The organism is Streptomyces sp. NBC_01233 (assembly GCF_035989305.1).
GTDB lineage: Bacteria > Actinomycetota > Actinomycetes > Streptomycetales > Streptomycetaceae > Streptomyces.
Map to the genome: position 1 here is coordinate 4,557,019 of NZ_CP108514.1, position 19,132 is coordinate 4,576,150.

The 19,132-nt window shown below is 70.5% G+C and carries 19 protein-coding genes; 10 read left to right on the forward strand and 9 right to left on the reverse strand.

The window, feature by feature from the left end; all coding sequences use genetic code 11:
* Positions 1-29 precede the first annotated feature (29 nt).
* The gene (gene thiC / locus OG332_RS21435) at positions 30-1,823 is read right to left on the reverse strand and encodes a phosphomethylpyrimidine synthase ThiC (protein WP_327414987.1); all 1,794 of its coding nucleotides are present in this window, start codon (positions 1,821-1,823) and stop codon (positions 30-32) included.
* Between the two features lie 209 nt (positions 1,824-2,032).
* Here thiC and OG332_RS21440 point away from each other — a divergent pair, with 209 nt between their 5' ends.
* Complete coding sequence (locus OG332_RS21440) at positions 2,033-3,445, forward strand: YibE/F family protein (RefSeq protein ID WP_442816365.1); 1,413 nt, start codon at positions 2,033-2,035, stop codon at positions 3,443-3,445.
* Between the two features lie 105 nt (positions 3,446-3,550).
* Here the strand turns inward: OG332_RS21440 and OG332_RS21445 are convergent, their stop codons facing one another.
* The 4 genes from OG332_RS21445 to OG332_RS21460 form a co-directional block, all read right to left on the reverse strand.
* Complete coding sequence (locus OG332_RS21445; RefSeq protein ID WP_319721220.1) at positions 3,551-4,000, reverse strand: SsgA family sporulation/cell division regulator; 450 nt, start codon at positions 3,998-4,000, stop codon at positions 3,551-3,553.
* A gap of 97 nt (positions 4,001-4,097) precedes the next feature.
* On the reverse strand, positions 4,098-4,835 hold the full coding sequence (locus OG332_RS21450; protein ID WP_442816366.1) for an IclR family transcriptional regulator: 738 nt from the start codon (positions 4,833-4,835) through the stop codon (positions 4,098-4,100).
* A gap of 297 nt (positions 4,836-5,132) precedes the next feature.
* A complete protein-coding gene (locus OG332_RS21455; protein WP_327419328.1) occupies positions 5,133-5,351 on the reverse strand; it encodes a DUF5326 family protein in 219 nt (72 codons plus the stop codon).
* A gap of 152 nt (positions 5,352-5,503) precedes the next feature.
* Positions 5,504-5,821 carry a cupin domain-containing protein gene (locus OG332_RS21460; protein WP_319721218.1) on the reverse strand — a complete coding sequence of 106 codons (318 nt, stop codon included), beginning with the start codon at positions 5,819-5,821 and terminating at the stop codon, positions 5,504-5,506.
* Positions 5,822-5,910: 89 nt separating this feature from the next.
* Between OG332_RS21460 and OG332_RS21465 the strand changes: the two genes are divergently transcribed.
* The 5 genes from OG332_RS21465 (at position 5,911) to OG332_RS21485 (ending at position 9,575) form a co-directional block, all read left to right on the forward strand.
* Positions 5,911-6,291: a phage holin family protein gene (locus tag OG332_RS21465; protein ID WP_327414990.1), complete on the forward strand. Its 381-nt coding sequence runs from the start codon at positions 5,911-5,913 to the stop codon at positions 6,289-6,291.
* A gap of 20 nt (positions 6,292-6,311) precedes the next feature.
* Positions 6,312-6,800: a low molecular weight protein-tyrosine-phosphatase gene (locus tag OG332_RS21470; protein WP_442816367.1), complete on the forward strand. Its 489-nt coding sequence runs from the start codon at positions 6,312-6,314 to the stop codon at positions 6,798-6,800.
* Complete coding sequence (locus OG332_RS21475; protein WP_327414992.1) at positions 6,797-7,954, forward strand: cystathionine gamma-lyase; 1,158 nt, start codon at positions 6,797-6,799, stop codon at positions 7,952-7,954. Before OG332_RS21470 ends, OG332_RS21475 begins: the two co-directional genes overlap by 4 nt.
* Positions 7,955-8,129: 175 nt before the next feature.
* Positions 8,130-9,035 (forward strand): LysR family transcriptional regulator, encoded by a 906-nt coding sequence (locus tag OG332_RS21480; protein ID WP_327414993.1) that lies wholly within the window; start codon positions 8,130-8,132, stop codon positions 9,033-9,035.
* 60 nt (positions 9,036-9,095) lie between these two features.
* On the forward strand, positions 9,096-9,575 hold the full coding sequence (locus OG332_RS21485) for an NUDIX hydrolase (RefSeq protein WP_327414994.1): 480 nt from the start codon (positions 9,096-9,098) through the stop codon (positions 9,573-9,575).
* Between the two features lie 34 nt (positions 9,576-9,609).
* Here OG332_RS21485 and OG332_RS21490 read toward each other — a convergent pair whose 3' ends face one another.
* Complete coding sequence (locus tag OG332_RS21490) at positions 9,610-10,818, reverse strand: globin domain-containing protein (RefSeq protein WP_327419329.1); 1,209 nt, start codon at positions 10,816-10,818, stop codon at positions 9,610-9,612.
* 121 nt (positions 10,819-10,939) lie between these two features.
* Positions 10,940-11,590 carry an HAD family hydrolase gene (locus OG332_RS21495; protein ID WP_327414995.1) on the reverse strand — a complete coding sequence of 217 codons (651 nt, stop codon included), beginning with the start codon at positions 11,588-11,590 and terminating at the stop codon, positions 10,940-10,942.
* A 169-nt stretch (positions 11,591-11,759) separates the two neighbouring features.
* Between OG332_RS21495 and OG332_RS21500 the strand changes: the two genes are divergently transcribed.
* Genes OG332_RS21500 through OG332_RS21510 form a run of 3 tightly spaced genes read left to right on the forward strand, consistent with a single transcriptional unit; the run spans position 11,760 to position 14,383 of the window.
* Positions 11,760-12,671, forward strand: coding sequence for a GNAT family N-acetyltransferase (locus OG332_RS21500; protein ID WP_442816187.1), 912 nt, complete (start codon positions 11,760-11,762; stop codon positions 12,669-12,671).
* A 17-nt stretch (positions 12,672-12,688) separates the two neighbouring features.
* A complete protein-coding gene (locus OG332_RS21505) occupies positions 12,689-13,150 on the forward strand; it encodes a GNAT family N-acetyltransferase (RefSeq protein ID WP_327414997.1) in 462 nt (153 codons plus the stop codon).
* A gap of 57 nt (positions 13,151-13,207) precedes the next feature.
* The gene (locus OG332_RS21510; RefSeq protein WP_327414998.1) at positions 13,208-14,383 is read left to right on the forward strand and encodes a winged helix DNA-binding domain-containing protein; all 1,176 of its coding nucleotides are present in this window, start codon (positions 13,208-13,210) and stop codon (positions 14,381-14,383) included.
* Between the two features lie 39 nt (positions 14,384-14,422).
* Here OG332_RS21510 and OG332_RS21515 read toward each other — a convergent pair whose 3' ends face one another.
* Positions 14,423-15,808, reverse strand: a complete 1,386-nt coding sequence (locus OG332_RS21515; protein WP_327414999.1) for a serine hydrolase domain-containing protein — start codon at positions 15,806-15,808, stop codon at positions 14,423-14,425.
* Positions 15,809-15,817: 9 nt separating this feature from the next.
* Complete coding sequence (dnaB, locus tag OG332_RS21520) at positions 15,818-17,287, reverse strand: replicative DNA helicase (RefSeq protein WP_327419330.1); 1,470 nt, start codon at positions 17,285-17,287, stop codon at positions 15,818-15,820.
* A 452-nt stretch (positions 17,288-17,739) separates the two neighbouring features.
* On the opposite strand from dnaB, the gene OG332_RS21525 reads away from it, so the two are divergent.
* The gene (locus tag OG332_RS21525; RefSeq protein ID WP_327415000.1) at positions 17,740-19,077 is read left to right on the forward strand and encodes an MATE family efflux transporter; all 1,338 of its coding nucleotides are present in this window, start codon (positions 17,740-17,742) and stop codon (positions 19,075-19,077) included.
* Positions 19,078-19,132: the final 55 nt, after the last annotated feature.

Sequence of the window (19,132 nt, forward strand, 5' to 3'; positions counted from 1 at the left end):
GTGTAGTCGGCAAGGCGCGTTTCCGCAGGTCAGTCAGCCAGAGGGAGGTACAGCCGGTTGCCCGTGGCCGCGAACTCCGCCGACTTGCTGAGCATCCCCGCCTGGATCTCCTCATCCGTGGCCGAGTCGTCACCACCGAACTGCTCTGTGATGCTTCTGCTGATCTTCATCGAGCAGAACTTCGGACCGCACATGGAGCAGAAGTGCGCGGTCTTGGCCGGCTCGGCGGGAAGGGTCTCGTCGTGGAACTCGCGTGCCGTGTCCGGGTCGAGGGCCAGGTTGAACTGGTCCTCCCAGCGGAACTCGAACCGCGCGTCCGACAGGGCGTCGTCCCACTCCTGGGCGCCGGGGTGCCCCTTCGCCAGGTCGGCGGCGTGCGCCGCGATCTTGTACGTGATGACGCCGGTCTTCACGTCGTCGCGGTTGGGCAGGCCCAGGTGCTCCTTGGGCGTGACGTAGCAGAGCATCGCGGTGCCCCACCAGGCGATCATCGCGGCGCCGATGCCCGAGGTGATGTGGTCGTACGCGGGTGCGACGTCCGTGGTCAGCGGGCCGAGCGTGTAGAACGGCGCCTCCTCGCAGATCTCCTGCTGGAGGTCGATGTTCTCCTTGATCTTGTGCATCGGGACGTGGCCCGGGCCCTCGATCATGGTCTGGACGTTGTGCCGCTTGGCGATCGTGTTCAGCTCGCCCAGCGTCTTCAGCTCCGCGAACTGCGCGGCGTCGTTGGCGTCCGCGATGGAACCGGGGCGCAGGCCGTCGCCCAGCGAGTACGTGACGTCGTACGCCGCGAGGATCTCGCAGAGCTCCTCGAAGTTCGTGTAGAGGAAGTTCTCCTTGTGGTGCGCGAGGCACCACGCGGCCATGATCGAGCCGCCGCGCGAGACGATGCCGGTCTTGCGGCGGGCGGTCAGCGGCACGTAGGGCAGCAGCACGCCGGCGTGGACCGTCATGTAGTCGACGCCCTGCTCGGCCTGCTCGATGACCGTGTCCTTGTAGATCTCCCAGGTCAGGTCCTCGGCACGGCCGTCGACCTTCTCCAGCGCCTGGTAGAGCGGCACGGTGCCGATCGGGACGGGGGAGTTGCGCAGCACCCACTCGCGGGTGGTGTGGATGTTGCGGCCGGTCGAGAGGTCCATGACCGTGTCGGCGCCCCACTTGGTCGCCCAGGTCATCTTGTCGACCTCCTCCTCGATGGAGGAGGTGACCGCGGAGTTGCCGATGTTGGCGTTGACCTTCACCAGGAACCGCTTGCCGATGATCATCGGCTCGATCTCGGGGTGGTTCACGTTCGCCGGAAGCACCGCACGACCTGCGGCGATCTCCTCGCGGACGACCTCGGGGGAGACGTTCTCGCGGATCGCGACGTACTCCATCTCCGGGGTGATCTCGCCCCGGCGGGCGTACGCGAGCTGCGTGACGGCCTGGCCGCCGCGGCCCCGGCGGGGCTGGCGCGGGCGGCCCGGGAAGACCGCGTCGAGGTTCTTGAGGCCACCGCGCGGCGAGGTGTGCTTGATGCCGTCGTCCTCGGGGCGCACGGGACGGCCCGCGTACTCCTCGGTGTCGCCGCGGCCGATGATCCAGTTCTCGCGCAGCGGGGCGAGGCCCCGGCGGACGTCGGTCTCGATCTGCGGGTCGGTGTACGGACCGGACGTGTCGTAGAGCGTCACGTCCTTGCCGTTGGTGAGGTGGACCTGGCGGACCGGCACCCGGATGTCGGGGCGGGAGCCCGCCACGTAGCCCTTGTGCCAGCCGGGCTGGCGCTCGGTCTGGCCGTCGGCGTCCTGGCTGACGGCAGGCGTGCGTGCGTCCTGAATGGTCATGAGACCTGATCTCCCTACGCCGGCATTACCCGGTAACAGGTTCGGCGGTCGACGCAGCCTCTTCCCGTACGCATCTGTGATGCGCGTACGGTGATCAGCGTCCTCTCAGCCCGGTGCTCCGAGCTCCCGCGTTGTGCAAAGTAGCCCCCACGCTAGCGTCATCCATGGCGTGCTGAACAGTGGGCCCCCTCATCTCTTGCGATGATCTGCTGGTGACGTCCTCGCCGCAGCCCCCCACCGAGCCCACTGGGCACCATGGCCACAGCGGCCACGCGCACGACGGCCCGGGGCACTCCGCCGGGCACTCGTCCGAGCCCTCCGCCGGTCATTCCCACGGCCACAGCCACGGGCACGGCCCGGCGGCCCCCGTCTCGAAGCACCTGCGCAAGGTCATCGCGGCCGTACTGATCCCCTTCGCCACCGCCGTCTTCATCGGCATGGTGGTGCTCTGGCCGGGCGGCGCCCCCGCCCACGAGCGCACGGGGGTGGGCTTCGACCGGCAGACCCAGCAGGCGGTGGTCGTCTCCCTGGAACACGTCGACTGCAAATCGGTGAACGCCGCACAGGTACCGCCGACCGCGGACCCCTCGACCCCCGAGGGTCGTGAGGCCCAGGCCGCGCAGACCGGCGAGTGCAAGAAGGCCACCGTCGAGATCGGCACCGGCCCGGACAAGGGCCGCACCTTCGTGGAAATCGTCCAGCCGGGTGCGCCGCGGCAGTTGACGGACGGCCAGGAGGTGGTCGTGGCGTACGCGCCCGACGCCCCCCGCGACCTCCAGTACTCGGTGATCGACGTGAACCGCAAGATGCCGCTGGCGGTGCTGGCCAGCATCTTCGCGGTCGCGGTCGTCCTCGTCGGGCGGATGCGCGGGCTGTTCGCCCTGATCGCGCTGATCGTCAGCTTCGGCATCCTGATGCTCTTCATCCTCCCGGCCATCCTGCAGGGTTCGAACCCGCTGGTGGTCGCGGTGGTCGGGGCGAGCGCCATCATGCTGATCGCGCTCTACATGTGCCACGGCCTGACCGCCCGCACCTCGGTCGCCGTCCTCGGCACCCTCGTCTCGCTGGTGCTGATCGGCCTGCTGGGCTCGGTGTTCATCGACTGGGCGTCCCTCAGCGGCAACACGGACGACAACACCGGGCTGATCCACGGGCTGTACCCGGACATCGACATGAGCGGTTTGCTGCTCGCAAGCATCATCATCGGATCGCTGGGTGTGCTCGACGATGTGACGGTCACCCAGACCTCGGCCGTCTGGGAGCTGCACCAGGCGGACCCCTCGATGGGGTCGCGCGCCCTGTACCGGGCGGCCATCAGGATCGGCCGCGACCACATCGCGTCGGTGGTCAACACGCTGGTGCTGGCCTACGCAGGTGCCGCACTGCCTCTGCTCCTGCTGTTCTCGATCGCGAACAGCAGCATGGGCTCGGTGGCGAACAGCGAGCTGGTCGCGGTGGAAATCGTACGGACCCTCGTGGGCTCGATCGGACTCGTGGCCTCGGTCCCCGTCACGACGGCACTGGCCTCACTGGTGGTTTCCGCCGACCGGCCGGGATCCCCGGACGTCGCGCCGGCCGCGGGGCCGGTCCGCGGCGGCCGGGGCCGGCGGCGCAAGCGCTGAAGGGGTCCTCCCGGGGGCGCCCGAAGGCGGTGCCCGAAAGCGGAGCCCGAAGGGGGGCGCCCGAGGGGAGGGGCGGGCAGGCGCGGGTGAGCGCGAGCTCGCGCGTCAGCCGGCGTTCTGCTCGTTCTGCTTCGACTCCGCCAGGATCTTGCCGAGCGCCTCGTCGAGGTTCTCCTCGAAGTCGCCCAGGTTCCGCTCCTGTCCGAGCGGAACGATCCGGTCGGTCCGGTCGAGGAACGCCACCAACGGCGCGGCGCTGGCGCGGAACAGGGCCCGGTCGCCGCCGACCTGCAGCCGGATGTGGACGTCGGACAGCTCCTCCGGATCGGTGGGGGCGATGTGCACATCGCCGTCACCGCACGGCTTGTTGATGCCGTCGAGGAGGAGCTCCCGGCCGAACGCCCAGGTCACGGGCGCATCCCCGGGAAGGTGGAAGGTCAGGCGGACTGCGTAGGGATCACGGGCGTCGTACCGGAGTTCCACCGGAATCCTGAACGAGAGCTCCTCGGAAACGAGGAAACTCATCATGACCTCTGCCTGTACCGACTCGCGCATTGCCTACCCCGCTGTAGTGGAAGTGGCCAGGAATGATCCCCCAGGCTCCTCTTGACAAGAGTGGTGGAAGCGCTAGCAGATCACAAGGAGTGAGTTTTCAGATACTGATAGAGAACGAGAGGGTGCTCAACAGCGCGCCCACTTCACTCCGTAGTCGATCGACTACACAACGCAATCGATCTTCCTGGTGCAGGGGGAGAGAAATAGCCATGGTTGCGGCGGTATCGCCCGCTGTGATGGGGATGGCCGCACAGACCGTGCCGAGGGCATATTCCTGGCGTTCGGTTACTGGCTGCATTCGCCCGAGGGTGCCGATCCGGTGCTCGAGCGACCGGAGATCCCGCACGGTATAGGCGGTGATCGGCTCGACCGGATATCGGTCGTAATGGTCCTTGCGCGTTTTCTCGTCGAGTTGTCCGAGCAGGCACTGCCCGATGGCGTGCGCATGGCCGGTCGCACGGAAGTCGGCCCACTCCTCGCAGGCCGGGCTGGCCTGAGTGTCCGAAACTCCCACGACCTCGATCTCACCCTCGCGGTAGACCGCGAAGTAGACGGGGGCCCCGACCGCGTCGCGGAAGTGCGCGAGGGAGTCGAGGATCATGCTGCGACGTTTCTGCTGGAGCCCCCCACCGGCGAGCCGACCCGCGGCGTCGCCGAGGACGAAGACTCCGCCCTCCCTGCGCAGATAGCCCTCGTGAGTGAGGGTGCGCAGCAGGTGGTACGCGGTGGGAAGCGGGAGCCCGGCCTCGCGCGCGAGCTGTTTCGCCGGGGCTCCCTGACTATGGGACCCCACTGCTTCGAGCAGTCTCAGCGCCCTCTGGACCGAGCCGATCAGCGTCGGCACACCGGCGTTGTGAACCGGAGACAAAGCTCACCCCCAGGCGTGGCGGCGGGCCTTCGGGGAGGCCCGCCCTGCGGGGGCCGCCCCCGCGCATGCCGTGACTCCTGGGGGTCGTACTCGGCGGCTCGTTAGCATCACCGCAGGTCAGAGCGGCAGTACCGGCTTTCGATGCCCAGGGACCGGCGCAGATTGCCACTCTATCCGCCGATTCCGGGGGTGTGTGCGGTTGAGTGCCTCACGTTCCCTCACCTGGCTCAATCCCGGACCCGCCGGGCTCGTCCCCGTCGCGTTCTACCAGTCGCCGGAGGAGGACTTCGTACGGCCGCCACCGACCTTCTTCACGACGAACACCAGGCCGGCGACGAGGCCGACGAAGAGGAGCACCTTGAAGACGACCCCGATCAGCACGGTCAGGATGCTGGTGATCACGCCGCCGAAGACGAACAGCGCCAGCAGCGGAACGGCGACCCACTTAACCCACCAGGGCATGCCTGCGAATGTCTCTCGGATGCCGTCCATGTCCTCGACCTCTTCCTCGTCCTTGACTTCCTGCTCTCGATGCTAGGAGTCCACGGCCCCGTATCGGGGCCCGCGAGCCCCCGGACTCCCCTGACCCGCCCCTTAGGGGAATCAGGGCCCCGACCCTCAGCCGCCCGGTGCGCTCAGCTCTCCGGCGGGGAGAAGACCACCATCACCTTCAAGTCCTCGGTGATGTGGTGGAACTTGTGCGGGACGCCCGCCGGGACGTAGACCACGCTGCCGCGCGCCACGGTGGTCGTCTCCTCCCCGACGGTGATCGAGGCGCGCCCGCTCACGACGAAGTACACCTCGTCCTGGCGGTGCGGCTGCTGCGGATCGACCTGCCCGGCGTCGAGCGCGTACAGCCCGACCGACATGTTCCGCTCGCGCAGGAACTGCAGATAGGCGCCGTCGTTGGCGGCCCGCTCCGCTTCGAGCTCGTCAAGCCGGAAGGCTTTCATCGTGGTTGTGCCCCTTGTGCTCGGTAGCGCCGTCGCATCCGCTGATCTGCGGATGTCCCACCGGGATCTTCTCTGCCACGATCAGACACATGATGAATTTCGTAGTCAAGACGCTCGCCAACGCGGCGGCCCTGGCCGTCGCCATCTGGCTGCTCGCCGGCATCACCCTCGACGACGGCACCAGTCTGGGCCGCCGGACGCTCACCCTGATCCTGGTCGCGCTGGTCTTCGGCCTGGTGAACTTGATCGTCAAGCCGTTGGTGAAGTTGCTCTCGCTGCCGCTGTTCGTCCTCACCCTGGGCCTGTTCACCCTCGTCGTGAACGCCCTGATGCTGCTCCTGACCTCGTGGCTGGCCTCGCAGCTCGAGCTCAGCTTCCACGTCGACGGGTTCTGGACCGCGGTCCTCGGCGGCCTGATCATCTCCATCGTCTCCTGGGCCATGAACATGGTCCTTCCCGACAAGAACTGAACGGACCGCCCATGACGCCCATGTACCGCGTCTGCTTCGTCTGCACGGGCAACATATGCCGCTCCCCCATGGCCGAGTCCGTCTTCCGTGCCCACGTGGCCCGGGCCGGCCTCGAGGACTTGGTCGAGGTGGACAGCGCCGGGACCGGCGGCTGGCACGAGGGCGACGGCGCCGACCCCCGCACCGTCTCCGTCCTGGGAGCCGCGGGCTACGAGCAGGACCACAGGGCCCGGCAGTTCCGCTCCGCCTGGTTCGAACGCCTGGACCTCGTCATCGCGCTCGACGCCGGACACCTGCGGGACCTGCGGGCACTCGCACCCACTCCGCAGGACGCCGCCAAGATCCGGCTGCTGCGGTCCTACGATCCGGCCGCAGCCGCGGAGAGCGACGTACCGGATCCCTACTACGGGTCCCTCGACGGGTTCGAGGAGTGCCTGGAGCTGGTCGAGGCGGCGAGCCCCGGTCTGCTGGACGCCGTACGCGAGGCCCTGAAGGAGCACACCGCGTGAACGAGTACGCCCCCGAAAGAACAGCCGAGGCGACCGGCGACGGCACCCGCGCCGTCCGCGCCGGACTGCCGGAGCCCGTGAAGAACGAGCCGACCCTGCCCGGACCGGTCTTCGCCGCCCACTTCCACCTCCCGGGCGACGTCGAAGGCCCGTACGCCTACGGCCGCGACACCAACCCCACCTGGACCCTGCTGGAGCGGGCGATCGGGGAACTGGAGGCCCCCGGCGAGGAAGTGCAGACCATCGTCTTCGCCTCCGGCATGGCGGCGGTCTCCGCCGTCCTCCTCTCCCAGGCGCGCACCGGCGACACCGTGGTCCTGCCCGACGACGGCTACCAGGCGCTGCCCCTGCTGCGGGAGCAGCTGGAGGCGTACGGGATCCGCGTGCGCACCGCCCCGACCGGCGCCGACGCCCAGCTCGCGGTCCTCGACGGAGCCCGGCTGCTGTGGATCGAGACCCCGTCCAACCCCGGGCTCGACGTATGCGACGTACGGCGCCTCGCGGACGCGGCGCACGCCGGCGGGACCCTCGTCGCCGTCGACAACACCCTCGCCACCCCGCTCGGGCAGCGTCCCCTGGAGCTCGGGGCGGACTTCTCCGTCGCGAGCGGCACCAAGGGCCTCACCGGCCACGGCGACCTGCTGCTGGGGTACGTGGTCTGCCGCGACCCGGAGCTCGCCGCCGGCGTCCGGCGCTGGCGCAAGATCGTCGGCGCGATCCCGGGCCCGATGGAGGCCTGGCTCGCCCACCGCTCCCTGGCCACGATCCAGCTGCGCGCGCACCGGCAGTGGGCCAACGCGCTGGCCGTCGCCGAGGCGCTGACCGGCCGCCCCCACGTCACCGGGCTGCGCTACCCCGGCCTGGCCACGGACCCCTCGCACAAGACGGCGGCCCGCCAGATGCGCGGCTTCGGCTCGGTGGTCTCCTTCACCCTGCCCGACCGCGCCCACGCGGAACGCTTCATGGCCGCCCTGCACCTGGTCGAGGACGCCACGAGTTTCGGTGGAGTGCGGTCCACCGCCGAGCGGCGCGGACGGTGGGGCGGCGACGCCGTGCCGGAGGGCTTCATCCGCTTCTCCGCCGGGGCCGAGGACACCGAGGACCTGGTCGCGGACGTCCTGCGCGCCCTCGACGTCGCAGGCGGCGCCGGCTGAGCGGTCCCCGGGACGACGGTCCAAGCCTCCCCCCTCATGGCTCGGACCGCCCGGGTTCCGCGCGCGAGGAACCACGCGACAAGGCTAATTGACTTTGCGTCAGAGTCCAATCACGGTAACGACAGGGGCCTATCGGCATATTTATAGTTGAAGGCCCCCACCGAGAGGTGCCGCGATGGACCTGGCCCTGCTGCGCACCTTCGTCGCCGTCCACCGGGCCGGCTCGTTCACCCGGGCCGCCGCCCTCCTGGGCCTGTCCCAGCCCGCCGTGACCTCGCAGATCCGCACCCTGGAACGCCAGTTGGGGCGGCCCCTCTTCCACCGCCGGGCCCGCGGTGTCACCCCCACCTCCGTCGGCGACGAACTCGCCCACCAGGCCGCCCCGCACCTCGACGCGCTGCTGCGGATCACCGAGGCCGGGCGGGAGGCCGCCGGTGCGTTGCGCACCCTCCACGTCGCGGGGCCGCCCGAGTTCCTGTGCCTGCGCGTGCTGCCCGCCCTGGCACCCCTCGTCGGCCAGGGCCACACCCTGCGCGCAGCCCTGGAGACCGGCGCCGAAGCGACCCTCGACGGACTCGCCGCCGGTCACCACGACCTCGTCGTCACCACCGCCCACCCGCGCGGCGGGCTCTTCACCGCCACCGCCCTGTGCGACGAGGAGCACGTCCTGGTCGCCGCGCCCTATTGGGCCGCGCTCGTCGACACGGAGCAGCTGCGCGAAAAGGGTCCGGCCGCTCTCGACGGCATCCCGGTCGTGGAGGTCCACGAGACCCTGCCGCTCGTCACCCGCTACTGGGCCGCCGTCTTCGACACCCCGCCCGAGGCCCGGTCGCTGGCCGCCACCGTGGTGGCTCCCGACCTGCGGGCCGTACTGGAATGCGTCAGGGCCGGCGCCGGGCTCGCCGTCCTGCCCCGCCACCTGTGCCAGGAGGCCCTCGACAGCGGCCGGATGGTGGCCCTGGCGGAGCCCTCCGTACCGCCACTGCGCACCTGGTTCCTGGTCGTGCGGACCGGGAGCCTCGCCCTCGCCCACCTCGCGCGGGCGCACGACCGGCTGGTGGAAGCCGCCGTGCACTGGTGAGCCCCTCTTTTCCGGCCCGTGGCGCGTTTCAGAAGCGGAGTGGTGGGCCACTCTTCTCCCATGACCGAACGCCCCGTGGTCAAACGCACCGCCCGCGCGATCCTGCTCGACGGTGACGACCTGATCCTCATCAAACGCACCAAGCCCGGCGTCGATCCGTACTGGCTCACCCCCGGCGGGGGAGTGGAGTCCTCGGACGCCACCGTCGTCGACGCCCTCCACCGAGAGGTCCACGAAGAACTCGGCGCGAAGATCGCCGACGTGGTTCCCTGCTTCGTCGACACCGTCGAGCACATCGCCGACAGGGGGGTGACCGGCGTGAAGGTGCAGCACTTCTTCGTCTGCCGCCTCGAATCGATGGACCCGAGCCTGCGGCACGGCCCCGAAATCGACGAACCCGAGGGCGAGTACGAGATCGTCCGCGTGCCCTTCAGCCGCGTGGGGATCGCCGCCGTCCATCTCGTCCCGCTGTCCCTGCGGCACTACCTCGACGGCAACATCGAGGGCGTACGCGCCATGCACGCTCCCGACCTGGGCTGAGCCCGGACTGGGACCGGCGGGCTGCCCGCCGGTCTCAGCCGGCTATGCCGACCAGTTCTTCCACCGCGTCGTGGCGGATCCGCTCGCCGGGGATGCCGATCCGAAGGAGCTCGTCCACTCCGCTCCGGATCATCGCGGGCGGCCCCGAGATGAAGGCGTCGTACGAACTCCACGGCCCGTGTTCACCCACGGCCTGCGGGAGTTGACCGGCCAGCCCGTCGCCCACCACCGGGCGCACCGACAGCCACGGATGCGAGCGCTGCAGCCCGAGCAGCGTGTCCTTGTCGTACAGGTCATGGTCGCTGCGCGCCCCGAAGAACACCTCCACCGGCCGCCGCTCGCCGTGCTCGGCCACGTCCTCGATCAGCGCCTTGATCGGGGCGATGCCGGTGCCTCCGCCCAGGCACAGCATCCCGTTGTCCGTGGTGTGGTCCACCACCATCGACCCGGCCGGCGGTCCGAGGCGCAGCACGTCCCCCGGGCGGGCGTGGCGCACCAGCGCGTTGGAGACCCAGCCCGCGGGGACGGCCTTGACGTGGAACGACAGCAGCCCGTCGGCGCGCGGCGCCGAGGCGAAGGAGTAGTGCCGCCACACCCGCGGCCACCACGGGGTCTCCAGGCTCGCGTACTGGCCGGCCAGGAAGGCGTACGGCTGGTCGGGGCGGACCGTCAGCACAGCGATGTCCGAGGTGCGCAGATCGTGGGAGACCACCTCCGCGTGCCACCACGCCGGGGCCATCACCTCGTCCTCCGCCGCCGCGTCGATCATGATCTGGGAGATCGCGGTGTACGCCCGCACCCACGCGGCCTCCGTCTCCGGCCCCCAGCTGTCCGCGGCGTACCGGGCCAGCGCCCCGACCAGGGCCTCGCCGACCACGGGGTAATGGCCGGCCATGGTGCCGTACTTGCGGTGCCCCGTACCCAGCCGGCGCAGATAGGGGGCGAGTACGTCCGGGTTGTCGATGTGCTCGGCGGCGGTCAGCAGGGCCTTCAGCAACCGGTCGCGCTGCGTGTCCATGGCGGCGGGGAACATGCCCCGCACTTCGGGGTGCCCGGAGAAGACCAGCGCATAGAAGTACGAGGTCACCTTGTTGGCGATGGGGGCGATCTCCGCGAGGGTCCGACGGATGAGCACGGCATCCGGTGAGGGCTCGGCCGCACCGCCCTCGTCGGATATCCGGGCCGATTCGCGTCTGGCCGATCTGGTGGGCGGAGCGTCCATGCGGTGCCTCGCTTCGAGCATCTCGGTCGGTCTGCACACGCCACGATCTGTGAATCCGTGGTTCCGAGTTTCACAGCGTGCCAGCCGACTCAGAGGCCGGTGGGGAAATGCGGAAAGTCCGCGTTTCGAACCCACTTTCCTCCTAAGATGCCTGAACTCCCGGGCGCGGCACCCCTACGAGCTGGTATGCGTCCCGCAGGTCCCGACCCTCATAGACATGGGTCGCACGCTCCGCCAGATAGGGCCGCGCGTTGACCGCCACCGATACCGGCACGACCTCGAAGAGCACCGCGTCGGTCACCGAATCCCCGTACGCGACGCAGTCGCCCCGGCTCACACCGAACTGCTCGCACAGCCGGTCCGCCACCGTGACCTTGCCCTCGGGCGTGAGGATCCCGGCGGCCTCCACCGGCCGGGTGAACGGCACCTCCGGGAAGACCGAACCGTGCGCGGCGTGCGCACCCCACTCCAGCAGCAGCTCCACGAAGAAGGACGGCGACAGGGAGATCACCGCGCAGTAGTCCCCGCGCTCCCGGATCTCCTGCCAGACGTCCCGGATCCCCGCGAGCCAGGGAGACCCCTCGAACGCCGCCCGGACATGCGCGGGCGTGAGCTCGGCCCAGAGCGCGTGGGCGGCCGCCGAGAACTCGTGCGGCCCGATCTCACGCGCACCGAAGGCCCGTTCCAATGCGGCGATCTCGGCGCTCAGACCGAGTTGGCGGGAGATCTCGACCGGCGCGGCCGAGCCGTACATCAGCGTGCCGTCGAGGTCGAAGAGGTGCAGGCGGGTCATAACCATCGAGGTTAGTGGGTTCGTTTCACGTGAAACAGCGCGTTTTCACTGGAGGCACCTCCCAGCGGTAGCTGGGGGGAGAAACACCACCCAGCCGCCACCACCACCGGGAGGGGCGGTGTTTCACGTGAAACATCTCCCCCCAAATCCCCTGGACGGCTCCCAGTCCATGATCCAGTCTGAGGCGGTGACACCACCACACATCACCGATCTGCCGATCCGGACGCTGACCGTGGACGATCTCCACCGCTGCGCCGACCTGTCCGAAGATCGCGGCTGGCTCCGCGAGGACCACAAGTGGGGTCTGCTCCTCGCTGCCGGAACGGGGTACGGCATCGATGCGCCGGACGGCCGGGGACTCGCGGCGGCGTGCATCGTCACCAGATACGGCCAGACCGGCGCCGGCCCGGAGCTCGCCGCCATCGGCATGGTCCTCGTGGCCGACCGCTACGCCCGTCAGGGCCTCGGCCGGCGCCTGATGACCCACATCTGCGACGACGTGCTCAAGGGTGTTCCCCTCACCCTGCACGCCACTCCGTACGGCCGCCCCCTCTACGAGGAGCTCGGTTTCAAGACCACGGGCCGAGCCGAGATGCTGAAGGGCACCTTCCGGCCCGGAGCCACCCCAGGCGCCCCCGGCGCCCCCCGGGTCCGGTCGGCCACCGCCGCGGACCTCCCGCGCATCCTGCGTCTGGACGCCGAAGTCTTCGGCACCGACCGCACCCACATGATCACCAGGCTGCCCGCCTTCGCCGACCGGCTGCTCGTCGCCGAGGACAGCCGCGCAGACGGCACCCTCACCGGCTACGCGGCGGCCTGGCCCAACATGGACACCCATGTCATCGGCCCGCTGATCGCCAAGGACACCGGCACCGCCCAGTCGCTGGTCACCGCACTCGCCGCGGGTACGGACCGGGCGCTGCGCACTGATGTCGACGTACGGCACGAGGAGCTCGTCACCTGGCTCAAGGGCCGCGGTCTCGACTCCGTGGCCTTCAACGCCGTCATGACCCGGGACATCCCCGACCTGCCCGGTGACTGGACCCGCCGCTGGGCTCCGCTCACCGTGGCCGCGGGCTGAGAAGGGAGACACCGCTCATGACCGACACCCCCGAGTTGGCCATCCGGCCCGCGACCGAAGCCGATCTGCCGGCCATCGTCGCCATGCTGGCCGACGACCCGCTGGGCGCCACCCGTGAGTCTCCTGAGGACCTCGCCCCGTACCGCGCGGCCCTCGCCCGCCTCGCCGACGACCCGAACCAGCACCTTGTCGTCGCCGTCCGCGCGGACCGTGTCGTGGGCACCCTCCAGCTGACGATCGTCCCGGGCCTCTCCCGCAAGGGAGCGACCCGCTCCCTCATCGAGGGCGTCCGTGTCCACGCGGGCGAGCGCGGCGGCGGGCTGGGCACCCGGTTCATCGAATGGGCCGTGGAGAAGTCCCGCGCCGAGAACTGCAGCCTCGTGCAGCTGACTTCCGACGTGACCCGGACCGACGCCCACCGCTTCTACGAGCGGCTCGGATTCACCGCGTCCCACGTCGGGTTCAAGCTGCAGCTCTGAGCACGCCGACCGGCAGGCCGGGCCGTCGTGTCGGCGGCCCGGCCTACGATCGGGAGGATGAGCCCCAGCCTCCCCCTGGTCACCACCGCCGAGCGCCGCCACCGGCTCGGACGGCGGCACCGCCTCGTTCCCTCGGCCCGCGCCGCCACGGTGGCGGAGGCGGCGGACTCCGTGGTCGCCCTGCACGCCACCGACGCCGCGACGATCTTCCTCTCCGCCCGGGCCCGGCTCGCCGAAGGCGGTCCCGGTGTGGTCGAGCGGGCACTCTACGAGGACGTCAGCCTCGTGCGGCTGCTCAGCATGCGCAACACGCTCTTCGCCGTCTCAACGGAACTCGCCCCCTACGTCGACGCCTCGACCGCCCGGGCCATCGCCGTGAAGGAGCGCCGCACTTTCCTCAAGCACCTCGACGAGGACGGTCAGGGGCTCGACGCCGAGTGGCTGGCCCAGGCGGAGGCCGCCGCCCTCGACGCCCTCGACATCCACGGGCCGGCCACCGGAAGCCAGTTGTCGGCCGCCGTGCCCGCCCTGCGCCAGAAGATCACCATCGGCCGGGGCAAGAAGTACGAGACCCTGACCGGCGTCGCGACCCGTGTCATCCGGCTGCTGGCCGCCGACGGCCGGATCCGGCGCGACCGGCCGCGCGGGTCGTGGACCTCCAGCCAGTACCGCTGGGTGCACACCGAGCCGTGGCCCGCGGTACCCGCCGTCGAGGCCCGCGCGGAGATCGCCCGCCGCTGGCTCCGTGCCTACGGCCCGGCCACCGAGGCCGACCTCAAGTGGTGGACCGGCTGGACCCTCACGGACGTCCGCAGGGCACTGGCCGCCGTGGGCCCGGAGCAGGTCCGCCTCGAGGACGGCAGCACCGCCCTCGTCGGCCCCGGGGACACCGTGCCCGAACCTGCCCCGGAGCCCTGGGCCGCGCTGCTGCCCGGTCTCGACCCCACCGGAATGGGCTGGGCCGACCGCGGTTTCCACCTCGACCCCGCCCACAAGCCCGCGCTCTTCGACTACGCCGGCAACATCGGCCCCACCGTGTGGTGGAACGGCGAGATCGTCGGCGGCTGGGCCCAGCGCTCCGACGGCGAGATCGTCTGGCGGCTGCTGGGCAGCCCCGGCCGCGCCGCCGAGGAGGCGATCACCGCCGAGGCCGACCGCCTTGCCGCATGGGTGGGCGACTCCCGCATCACCCCGCGCTTCCGTACCCCGCTGGAACGCGAACTCGTCGCCTGAGCCCGGCCCCCGCCCCGACGCCGGTTCGGACCCGGCCCGTCAGCCGATGCCCCGCCAGCCCCGCGGGTCCACCCCGCCGGGCACCGGAGCCTCGGGGTCGTACGGCTCGCGCGTGAACACGAAGGACGCCAGATCGAGGTGGCTCACCGAGCCGTCCCCGCGGCGCACCGCCCGCAACGTCTCACCCGCGTAGTAGCCGGACAGTCCGGTCCAGGTGCCGTCCGGCTCGGCCCGGAAGCGGGCCGTGCGCCCGGTCGCGCCCACCGGGCCCAGCTCCAGCAGCCCCTCCGCCGTCAGCCGCACCACCTGCGCCGAAGTCCCCCAGTACCAGGGGCCGCACAGCTCCAGCGGCACCCGGTCCGACTCCAGGAAGGGCCGCCACGGCCTCGGGAACCGGGGTTCGGCGTCCGCCACGATCCCGACGAGTTCCGCGGCCACCGTCGCGGCCGGGAGCCCCGAGGTGCAGTTCGCCAACACCACCGCCGCCACGTCGTCCGCCTCGCTCAGCCACAGCCCCGCGACGAAACCGGGCAGAGATCCGCTGTGACCCGCGAGCCTCCGCTCGCCGTCGGCCGTCAGCTGCATCCCCAGCCCGTAGCCGAGGTCGGCGAAACCGGGCTCCGCAGGCGCCGCCGGTGTGCGCATCTCCCGTACGGAATCCGCGCTCAGGACCCGCTCGTCACCGTGCAGCAGAAAGTCTGCGAACCGGGCCAGGTCCCTGGTCGTGGACCACAGTTGTCCCGCCGGGGCCATCAGCCCCAGGTCCTCCAGCGGCTCGGGCATCATCACGTCCGCCCACGGGTGCACCGCCCAGCCGCCCGCGTGCGGGGCCTGCGGCTGCCCGCCCGTGCGGTCCAGCCCCAGGGGCTCCAGCACCTCGGCCCGCAGTACCTCTTCCCAGGGCTGCCCGCGCAGCGCCTCCACCAGCGAACCCAGCAGGGTGTAGCCCGGGTTGGAGTAGTGGTGGCGGCTTCCCGGCGAGTGGGCGAACGGCTCGTCGCCCAGGACGTCGGCGAGCTCGGGCCGCAGTTCGCCGGGGGTGCGCTCCCACCACTCGCCGGGGGTCTCGGCCGCCAGTCCGCCGGTGTGGGCCAGCAACTGAGCGATGGTCACCTCACCGGCGCCCGTCGCCGGCAGGTGCCTCTCCAGCGGATCCGAGAGCCGCAGGAGTCCCTCGTCCCGCAGGCGCATCACCAGAACAGCCGTGAAGGTCTTGGTGATCGAGCCGATCCGGTACTGAACGTTCCCGTCCGGACCGTGCCCCTCGACCGAGGTCCGAGATCCCTCCCAGACCACCTCCCCGCCGCGCACGACGGCCGCCACGACGGACGGCGCCCGCCCGGCGCTCTGCGCGACGGCGATCCGGTGTCTGAGGGCACGCCGGGTGGCAGGGAGAAGTTCCAGGTCCTCAGAAAGATCATCCATGATCGGATGCTACGTGTTGGCCATGTCCACGAAGCGCGAATAATGGCCCTGGAACGCCACGGTGATCGTGGCCGTGGGGCCGTTACGGTGCTTGGCCACGATCAGGTCCGCCTCACCCGCGCGGGGAGACTCCTTCTCGTACGCGTCCTCGCGGTGCAGCAGGATCACCATGTCCGCGTCCTGCTCGATCGAGCCGGACTCACGCAGGTCGGAGACCATCGGCTTCTTGTCGGTGCGCTGTTCCGGACCACGGTTCAGCTGGGAGAGCGCGATCACGGGGACCTCGAGCTCCTTCGCCAGCAGCTTGAGGTTTCGGGACATGTCCGAGACCTCCTGTTGACGGCTCTCGGGACGGCGCGAGCCGCCCGACTGCATCAGCTGGAGGTAGTCGATGACCACGAGCGAGAGGTCGTTGCGCTGCTTGAGCCGGCGGCACTTGGCCCGGATCTCCATCATCGACAGGTTGGGGGAGTCGTCGATGTAGAGCGGGGCGGCGGAGACGTCCGGCATCCGGCGTGCCAGCCGGGTCCAGTCGTCGTCCGTCATCGTGCCCGAGCGCATGTGGTGCAGGGCCACCCGGGCCTCCGCCGACAGCAGGCGCATCGCGATCTCGTTGCGCCCCATTTCGAGGGAGAAGATCACGCTCGGCAGGTTGGCCTTGATGGAGCAGGCGCGGGCGAAGTCCAGCGCGAGCGTGGACTTGCCCATGGCGGGACGGGCGGCGATGACGATCATCTGGCCGGGGTGCAGGCCGTTGGTGAGCGAGTCGAGGTCCGTGAAGCCGGTCGGGACGCCCGACATCTGGCCGCTGCGGGAACCGATCGCCTCGATCTCGTCGAGCGCGCCCTCCATGATGTCGCCCAACGGCAGGTAGTCCTCGGAGGTCCGCTGCTCGGTGACGGCGTAGATCTCGGCCTGGGCACTGTTGACGATCTCGTCGACGTCGCCGTCGGCCGCGTATCCCATCTGCGTGATCTTCGTACCGGCGGCGACCAGCCGGCGCAGGACGGCCCGCTCGTGGACGATCTCCGCGTAGTACTCGGCGTTCGCCGCCGTCGGCACGGACTGCACCAGCGTGTGCAGGTACGAGGCCCCGCCGACCTTGCTGATCTCCCCGCGCCGGGTCAGCTCGGCGCCGACCGTGATCGGGTCGGCGGGCTCGCCCTTGGCGTACAGGTCGAGGATCGCCTGGTAGATCGTCTCGTGCGAGGGCCGGTAGAAGTCGTGGCCCTTGATGACCTCGACGACGTCGGCGATGGCGTCCTTCGACAGCAGCATGCCGCCGAGCACCGACTGCTCGGCGTCGAGGTCCTGCGGAGGGACGCGCTCGAAGCCGCCACCGCTGCCGCCGCCGTCCCAGGAGCCGCCCTCGCGGCCCCGGTCGTGCTGTTCGTCCCCGCGGCCACGGCCTTCGCTGTTACGGCGCGGACGGGCGGGCAGACGGTCACCTGGACCGCTGTCGGCCCAGGGGTCGTCCATGGCCTCGGGCATGCTCACCGGGCCGCCTCCTCCCGTCCGCAACGCGGACCTTGCCGTGCCACTCTTTCTACGACACGGCTCTGACATTTGGGGCACCCGAATCGGCTGTCGGCGAGTCGGGCAACGCACCACGGTAGGGCCGGGAGCGGCGTCAGCCAATCTTGTTATCCACAGGCTGTGTGGATGAGATGTGGATGACGGCGCCAATGCTGTGGGTAACTCGCCGGAAGCTGTGCACGGACCGGGGGACGACGCTGTGGACAAAATCACCCGCACCACCCCGTTACCTCACTTGACCTGGGATTTCTCTCCCTGGAGACGGTGGGGAAGAAAAATCTTGGCCACTGTCTCGAGATCGCCTCCAACGAGTCGCGGAGAAGGCTCACATCGGCACCGCAGTAAGGATCGCAGATAGGTTGCATCCATTACCTGTGGAAGATTAGATTGAGCGCATGACACAGGCCCTCACAGCACCCAAGGCTGGGCCGAGACGGCACGACCGAGAGATCTTCGCGCTCGCTGTCCCCGCCTTCGGCGCGCTCGTCGCCGAGCCCCTCTTCGTGATGGCCGACAGCGCCATCGTGGGCCACCTCGGCACTCCCCAGCTCGCCGGCCTCGGCATCGCCGCCGCACTGCTCACCACCGCCGTGAGCGTCTTCGTCTTCCTCGCGTACGCCACCACCGCGGCCGTCTCCCGCCGGGTCGGCGCGGGCGACCTGCAAGCGGCCATCCGGCAGGGCATGGACGGCATCTGGCTCGCCCTCCTGCTCGGCGCGGCCGTCGTCGCCGTGGTGCTGCCCGCGGCGCCGTCGCTGATCTCCCTCTTCGGAGCCTCCGACACCGTCGCCCCGTACGCCACCACCTATCTGCAGATCTCCGCCTTCGGCATCCCGCCGATGCTCATGGTCCTGGCCGCCACCGGGGTCATCCGCGGCCTCCAGGACACCCGCACCCCGCTCTACGTGGCCATCGGCGGCTTCACCCTCAACCTGGGCCTGAACGCCGCCCTCGTCTACGGTGCGGGCCTCGGCATCGCCGGCTCCGCCTGGGGCACGGTCATCGCCCAGTGCGCGATGGCAGCCGCCTATCTCGTCGTGGTCGTCCGCGGAGCCCGGCGGCACGGCGCCTCCCTGCGCCCGGACCCTGTCGGCATACGGGCCTGCGCCCAGGCCGGAGCGCCCCTGCTGGTCCGCACCCTGTCCCTGCGGGCCATTCTGATGATCGCGACCGCCGTCGCCGCCAGGCTCGGCGACGCCGACATCGCCGCCCACCAGATCCTGCTCGCCCTGTGGAGCCTGCTCGCCTTCGCCCTCGACGCCATAGCGATCGCCGGGCAGGCCATCATCGGCCGCTACCTGGGCGCGGGGGACACGGAGGGCGCCAGGGCCGTCTGCCGCCGCATGGTGCAGTGGGGCATCGCCTCGGGCGTCGTGCTCGGCCTGCTGGTGGTCCTGGCCCGCCCGGTGTTCATTCCGCTGTTCACCAGCGATCCGGCGGTCGAGGCGGCCCTGCTGCCCGCCCTGCTGGTCGTGGCCCTCTCCCAGCCGGTCTCGGGCATCGTCTTCGTGCTCGACGGCGTCCTCATGGGCGCGGGCGACGGCCGCTACCTGGCCCGGGCCATGCTCCTGACCCTTGCCGCGTTCGTCCCGGCCGCCCTCCTCGTCCCGGTCGTCGGCGGCGGCATCACGACGCTCTGGTGGGCCATGACCCTGATGATGCTGGTCCGGATGGTCACCCTCAGGGTGCGCGCCCGCTCGGGCCGCTGGCTGATCGCGGGAGCCTCCCGCTAGCCGGTGCTTCCACGGTGTTTCACGTGAAACACCGTGGAAGCACCAGGAAGCAGCG

Excerpts from the sequence above, each read along its gene's own strand:
- thiC (WP_327414987.1), bottom strand. The coding sequence starts at position 1,823 with ATGACCATTCAGGACGCACGCACGCCTGCCGTCAGCCAGGACGCCGAC.
- OG332_RS21445 (WP_319721220.1), bottom strand. The coding sequence starts at position 4,000 with ATGCGCGAGTCGGTACAGGCAGAGGTCATGATGAGTTTCCTCGTTTCC.
- OG332_RS21460 (WP_319721218.1), bottom strand. The coding sequence starts at position 5,821 with ATGAAAGCCTTCCGGCTTGACGAGCTCGAAGCGGAGCGGGCCGCCAAC.
- OG332_RS21465 (WP_327414990.1), top strand. The coding sequence starts at position 5,911 with ATGATGAATTTCGTAGTCAAGACGCTCGCCAACGCGGCGGCCCTGGCC.
- OG332_RS21470 (WP_442816367.1), top strand. The coding sequence starts at position 6,312 with ATGTACCGCGTCTGCTTCGTCTGCACGGGCAACATATGCCGCTCCCCC.
- OG332_RS21480 (WP_327414993.1), top strand. The coding sequence starts at position 8,130 with ATGGACCTGGCCCTGCTGCGCACCTTCGTCGCCGTCCACCGGGCCGGC.
- OG332_RS21485 (WP_327414994.1), top strand. The coding sequence starts at position 9,096 with ATGACCGAACGCCCCGTGGTCAAACGCACCGCCCGCGCGATCCTGCTC.
- OG332_RS21490 (WP_327419329.1), bottom strand. The coding sequence starts at position 10,818 with ATGCTCGAAGCGAGGCACCGCATGGACGCTCCGCCCACCAGATCGGCC.
- OG332_RS21495 (WP_327414995.1), bottom strand. The coding sequence starts at position 11,590 with ATGACCCGCCTGCACCTCTTCGACCTCGACGGCACGCTGATGTACGGC.
- OG332_RS21500 (WP_442816187.1), top strand. The coding sequence starts at position 11,760 with ATGATCCAGTCTGAGGCGGTGACACCACCACACATCACCGATCTGCCG.
- OG332_RS21505 (WP_327414997.1), top strand. The coding sequence starts at position 12,689 with ATGACCGACACCCCCGAGTTGGCCATCCGGCCCGCGACCGAAGCCGAT.
- OG332_RS21510 (WP_327414998.1), top strand. The coding sequence starts at position 13,208 with ATGAGCCCCAGCCTCCCCCTGGTCACCACCGCCGAGCGCCGCCACCGG.
- OG332_RS21515 (WP_327414999.1), bottom strand. The coding sequence starts at position 15,808 with ATGGATGATCTTTCTGAGGACCTGGAACTTCTCCCTGCCACCCGGCGT.
- dnaB (WP_327419330.1), bottom strand. The coding sequence starts at position 17,287 with ATGGACGACCCCTGGGCCGACAGCGGTCCAGGTGACCGTCTGCCCGCC.
- OG332_RS21525 (WP_327415000.1), top strand. The coding sequence starts at position 17,740 with ATGACACAGGCCCTCACAGCACCCAAGGCTGGGCCGAGACGGCACGAC.